The organism is Kitasatospora sp. NPDC059571, assembly GCF_042735675.1.
Taxonomy (GTDB): domain Bacteria; phylum Actinomycetota; class Actinomycetes; order Streptomycetales; family Streptomycetaceae; genus Kitasatospora.
In genome coordinates this window covers 25,400-29,241 of the sequence record NZ_JBHWBW010000044.1, presented here as the reverse complement: position 1 = coordinate 29,241, position 3,842 = coordinate 25,400, and the positions used below count along the sequence as shown (strand labels likewise).

The window sequence follows — 3,842 nt, the reverse complement described above, 5'->3', positions numbered from 1 at the left end:
AAGAACTACAGCGGACGAATGTTCTCCGCCTGCGGGCCCTTCTGGCCCTGCGTGACGTCGAACTCGACCTTCTGGCCCTCGAGCAGCTCGCGGAAACCGTTGGCGTTGATGTTCGAGTAGTGGGCGAACACGTCCGGACCGCCGCCCTCCTGCTCGATGAAGCCGAAGCCCTTTTCCGCATTGAACCACTTCACAGTGCCATTGGCCATAAAAAGTCTCCTTCAAGGGGCTGTCCGAAGCCCGCACAGCGCGCGCTTCGAGTCGCCGCGATGAGCACCCACCCGGGGAAGAGCCGGGAAACAAAAATGCGCCTGCGATACATCAGCAGGCGCACACAAAGTTCATGGGAACCACTACTGCAACTAGGACGAGTCTAGCAGGGCGCGGCCGATCACGGCGGATATTTCGCCCCCGGCCCGCCGGATCCCTTCTCGGAGCCGTCACGACCGAATCACCACGGGCATCAACACATCTTGCGCGCATGCTTGTTGACGGCACGGCCAGGTGTCCGTCCGCGCGATGGCCACATGGAAGCGCGACACGGACGGACCTGGGGCGGGTATCGCAGGAACCCCCGCCACGGCGGCCCGGCCCCCCTGTCACCCCCACCATCGGCAACAGCGGATACAGGGGGAGACAGCGAGCGGGACGAGTCCAATGACGCCTCATCGCATGCACCTGTCGTCAAGGGGACGCTCTCCCGATTTCCGGCGCACAGTGGAAAGAATGCCGAAATCGGCAGCAGTGCGCCGAGCCCTTCCGGCCTACCCCACCGCCGGATCCCCCACCTCGGGGGCCATCGCCTCAAGACCCGGGCTGGCGCACAGCACCGGCCGCCGGTACGGCGCAGCAGGGCTGCGACCGATGCGGTGGGGTTGAGCAGGTGGAGGCGGGTGCCGGTGTCGCGGGTGTGGAGGCGGGCGCGTGCGGGGACGGCCCCCACCGGGGCTCCTTGCGGCGCGGCCGGGGTGCGTCCGCGGAGCGGGAGACTGACCTGACGGCCCGCGGGTGCGGGTGCGGGTGCGGACCCAACCGCAGCGGGCGGGAAGCCGCCGGCCACGCGTCCGCACAGCCGGACCGCAGGCAGGCTCAAATGGCCCCCGGTCGGTTCCTGAAAGTTGACCCCGTTGGCCTGAGGCGACCTCACTGCCCGGCACGACATGGGAGCACGCCGGGTGTCAGCTCTCCGCCTTTCGGGCTTGTGCGGTCAGCCCGGGGGTGACGAGGGCGAGCCAGCGGACGCGGGCGGCGGGTGGCTGGTCGGTAGGCGCGGTGGAGAACAGCAGATAGATGTCATCGACGGTGACGTCCGCATGGATGTCACCTTCCGCCTGCCCGGCACGGATGAGGCCGGCAACGGCCGAGCCCGCGCGGTCCTCGTCAGCGCGGTCGCCCGGCTGCGCCCCGAGGGTCTGAGCGGCGGCCTTGACGGCGCGGTCGGTAACGGACTGCTCGACGACACGGCCGAGGAACGCGGTGAGTTCGTCGAGGGCGCGGCCGGTGCCGTCGGCTACGCGGGCGAGCGCGGCCTCGGCGTCGTCGGCGACGCGGGTGACGTACTCGGTGACGACGGCGGCGACCAGGTCGGTCTTGGTGGGGAAGTGCCGGTACAGGGTGCCCACGGCTACGCCCGCAGCGGCGGCTATCTCGTCCATCCCCACATCGGGGCCGTGGGCGGTGATCTCCCCACCGGCAGCGGCGAGGATCTTCTTACGGTTGCGGACCGCGTCGGCGCGCGGCGCCCTGGCCTGGGTCACGGGAGGTGCCTGCCCTTCCACTTGCCTCAAGGTGAACTCTGGTTCAGGATAGATAGTGAACCTGAGTTCATCTTAACCGTGAGGACCCCGCCATGCCCGCCAAGACCGCCCTCGTCACCGGTGCCTCCTCCGGCATCGGCCAAGCCACCGCCCTCAAGCTGCAGGCACTCGGCTACACCGTCTACGGCGCCGCCCGCCGCACCGACCGACTCGCCGAGCTCGCCGAGCTCGGCATACGCCCGCTCGCGATGGACGTCACCGACGACGCGTCGATGCAGGCCGGCGTCGAGAAGATCGTCGCCGAGGCCGGTCGGATCGATGTGCTGGCCAACATCGCCGGATACGGCTCCTACGGCGCCCTGGAGGACGTCCCCTTGGACGAGGCCCGCTACCAGTTCGAGGTCAACGTCTTCGGCGCCGTCCGCCTGATCCAGCTCGTCCTGCCCCACATGCGCGCCCAGCGCGCCGGCACCGTCGTCAACGTCACCTCCATGGGCGGGAAGATCTACACGCCGCTCGGCGGCTGGTACCACGGCACCAAGTTCGCCCTCGAAGCCCTCAGCGACTGCCTGCGCCTGGAGGCCAAGCCCTTCGGCATCGACGTCGTCGTCATCGAACCCGGCGGCATCGCCACCGAATGGGGCGCCATCGCCGCCGACAAGCTGGAGAAGTCCTCCACCAACGGCGCCTACACCGCGCAAGCCACGGCGGTCGCCTCCTCCCTGCGCTCGGAGGCCAACGCCGAGCGCAACTCCCCGCCCTCCGTCATCGCCGACGCCATCGCCAAGGCCGTCACCGCCCGCCGCCCCAAGACCCGCTACGCCACCGGCTTCGGAGCCCGCCCCCTGATCGCCCTGCGCCGCATCCTGCCCGACCGCGCCTTCGACACCGTCATCTCCCGCGCCGTCGGCCTCCCCCGCTGAACCGCCCGGGAGGCACAGGGTTGCGACGGACCTGGTGAGGTGTTCGATCCATCCCGGTCCGTCCTGCGCTTCCCGGACTCGCCCACGCGCTGTCCCAACCATGGATCAAGCCAGAAGGTGCTGAAAGTGGAGGACTGGGTGCTCCGGGCCCTGCTCAACGAGTGCCCCAGGATGCCGGGGCCGGTGATCGCCGAGCGGATCGGCTGGGCCCACCCATATCGCCGCTGACGAAGGGACTGGCCGTGACCAGGCCGGAGTACGTCGGTATCGACCCGGTCGACATCAAGCTCGCGCCGCCCCGCGATCCGGAATACAAGGGCCTGGTCGAGCGGAACAACCAGTTCCTGGAGACCTCGTTCCTGCCGGGCCGTCAGTTCGCTTCGCAGCCGGGCTTCAGCCAGCAGCTGGCCGAGTGGCTCGATCGGGCCAACACCCGCACCGTCCACTCGATCCAGGGCCGCCCCCTCGACCTGCCGGAGACCGCTCGGCCTTCGCCGGTCCGGCCGGGGGCCGGACCGGCGCATTGCTGCACCCCTGGACTGCTCCGGCTCGCGCTCGGGGCGGCGGGGCCGCTTGGTCCCGTTCCCGGGGCGGCCTGCGGCAAGCGGCATCCGCTCACCGCGGACCTCCTGGCGGCCGAGGCGGTCGGGCGGGCGGTCAGGTGTCGGCGGTGGGTTCCTGGCCGCGCGGGGAGCGGCGGAGCTGTTCGTTGATACGCAGGGCTTCGTCGAGTTGGTCTTCGAGGATGATGATGCGACAGGCCGCCTCGATCGGGGTGCCCTGGTCGACGAGGTCGCGGGCGCGCATGGCGATGCGCAGCTGGTAGCGGGAGTAGCGGCGGTGACCGCCGTCGGAGCGCAGTGGGGTGATGAGTCCGTGCTCGCCGAGGGCACGTAGGAAACCGGGTGTGGTGCCGGTCATCTCTGCGGCGCGTCCCATGGTGTAGGCGGGGTAGTCGTCGTCGTCGAGCCGGTCCTGGCGGTCGGGGGTCTCGGGGGTGTGCGGTCGGATGGTTGCCGTGGTCACTGCACCTCTTCGTGTCGGGGCCGGGGGACGCGTCGAGGGGGGGGGGGGGCGGCGCGCCGGGCGGGGGCGGCGGGGACCCGGTCGCGGGGGCCGAACGGCTCGTTGAACAGGTCGTAGCCCAGCAGCGCCGGGTGGC

General features: G+C 70.4%; 5 protein-coding genes. 2 read left to right on the top strand and 3 right to left on the bottom strand.

Annotation, left to right across the window (positions count from 1 at the left end; translation table 11 throughout):
- Positions 1-5: 5 nt before the first annotated feature.
- Positions 6-209 (bottom strand): cold-shock protein, encoded by a 204-nt coding sequence (locus ACFV0G_RS08180; protein WP_030918248.1) that lies wholly within the window; start codon positions 207-209, stop codon positions 6-8.
- Between the two features lie 969 nt (positions 210-1,178).
- A complete protein-coding gene (locus tag ACFV0G_RS08175) occupies positions 1,179-1,757 on the bottom strand; it encodes a TetR family transcriptional regulator (RefSeq protein WP_380543528.1) in 579 nt (192 codons plus the stop codon).
- A gap of 92 nt (positions 1,758-1,849) precedes the next feature.
- Here ACFV0G_RS08175 and ACFV0G_RS08170 point away from each other — a divergent pair, with 92 nt between their 5' ends.
- Positions 1,850-2,680: an oxidoreductase gene (locus ACFV0G_RS08170; protein WP_380543525.1), complete on the top strand. Its 831-nt coding sequence runs from the start codon at positions 1,850-1,852 to the stop codon at positions 2,678-2,680.
- A 242-nt stretch (positions 2,681-2,922) separates the two neighbouring features.
- Entirely contained in the window at positions 2,923-3,393 is a 471-nt protein-coding gene (locus ACFV0G_RS08165) for a hypothetical protein (protein ID WP_380543522.1), read from the top strand.
- Here the strand turns inward: ACFV0G_RS08165 and ACFV0G_RS08160 are convergent.
- The gene (locus tag ACFV0G_RS08160; protein ID WP_380543519.1) at positions 3,338-3,706 is read right to left on the bottom strand and encodes a MerR family transcriptional regulator; all 369 of its coding nucleotides are present in this window, start codon (positions 3,704-3,706) and stop codon (positions 3,338-3,340) included. The genes ACFV0G_RS08165 and ACFV0G_RS08160 overlap by 56 nt on opposite strands.
- Between the last annotated feature and the right edge of the window lie 136 nt (positions 3,707-3,842).

What these genes read in the sequence shown, in the direction of transcription:
- ACFV0G_RS08180 (WP_030918248.1), bottom strand. Translation starts at nt 209, where the DNA reads ATGGCCAATGGCACTGTGAAGTGGTTCAATGCGGAAAAGGGCTTCGGC.
- ACFV0G_RS08170 (WP_380543525.1), top strand. Translation starts at nt 1,850, where the DNA reads ATGCCCGCCAAGACCGCCCTCGTCACCGGTGCCTCCTCCGGCATCGGC.